1 protein-coding gene is annotated in these 1,145 nt (G+C 42.1%); it reads right to left on the bottom strand.

All coding sequences use genetic code 11. The annotated features are described in order from the left end of the window. Positions 1-1,106, bottom strand: a 1,106-nt coding sequence (gene tuf, locus ACRCJ0_RS14790; protein WP_431390966.1) for an elongation factor Tu, incomplete at its 3' end; no start/stop codon positions are given. Positions 1,107-1,145: the final 39 nt, after the last annotated feature.

The raw sequence follows: 1,145 nt of genomic DNA, 5'->3' as shown, positions 1-1,145 counted from the left end.
GCAACTGGGTGAATCAATTCAACGTCCATATCAACGTTGTCACCAGGCATAACCATAGCTACGTCTTCTGGTAAAGTGATAACACCAGTGATGTCAGTAGTACGGAAGTAGAATTGTGGACGGTAGTTAGTTAAGAATGGTGTATGACGTCCACCTTCTTCTTTAGATAAAACGTAAACTTGCGCTTTAAATTTAGTATGTGGAGTGATTGAACCAGGAGCAGCCAATACTTGACCACGTTGGATGTCTTCACGTTGAACACCACGTAATAATGCACCGATGTTGTCACCAGCTTGAGCGTAGTCTAAGTTTTTACGGAACATTTCAACACCAGTTACAACTGATTTACCGATTTGTTCAGCAATACCAACGATGTCAACTTCGTCACCTGTACGAACTTCACCACGTTCAACACGACCTGTAGCAACAGTACCACGACCAGTGATTGAGAATACGTCCTCAACTGGCATCATGAATGGTTTGTCGTTGTCACGTTCTGGTTCTGGAATGTAAGAGTCTACAGCTTCCATTAATTCCATGATTTTAGCTTCTTGAGCTTCGTCGCCTTGTAATGCTAATAAAGCAGAACCAGCGATTACAGGTAGATCGTCACCTGGGTAGTTGTACTCAGATAATAAGTCACGAACTTCCATTTCAACTAATTCTAGTAATTCTTCATCGTCAACTTGGTCAACTTTGTTTAAGAATACTACGAATGCAGGAACACCGATTTGGCCAGCTAAAAGGATGTGCTCACGAGTTTGTGGCATTGGACCATCAGCAGCAGATACTACTAAGATCGCACCGTCCATTTGAGCGGCACCAGTGATCATGTTTTTAACGTAGTCAGCATGTCCTGGGGCATCGATATGCGCGTAGTGACGGTTAGCTGTTTCGTACTCGATGTGTGAAGTATTAATTGTAATACCACGTTCTTGCTCTTCTGGAGCGTTATCGATTGAAGCGTAGTCTTGAGCTTCACCGAAACCGTGTTTAGCTAATACAGTTGCGATTGCAGCTGATAAAGTTGTTTTACCGTGGTCAACGTGTCCTAAAGTACCAACGTTAACATGGGGTTTTGTACGTTCATATGTTTGTTTTGCCATTTTATGTATTCCTCCTAAGAATAGAAAATATAAACCTAA

It is taken from the genome of Aerococcus sp. L_32 (assembly GCF_050689315.1).
Note: the sequence above shows the minus strand (reverse complement) of the source record. Positions and strands in the feature narration are given on the sequence as shown.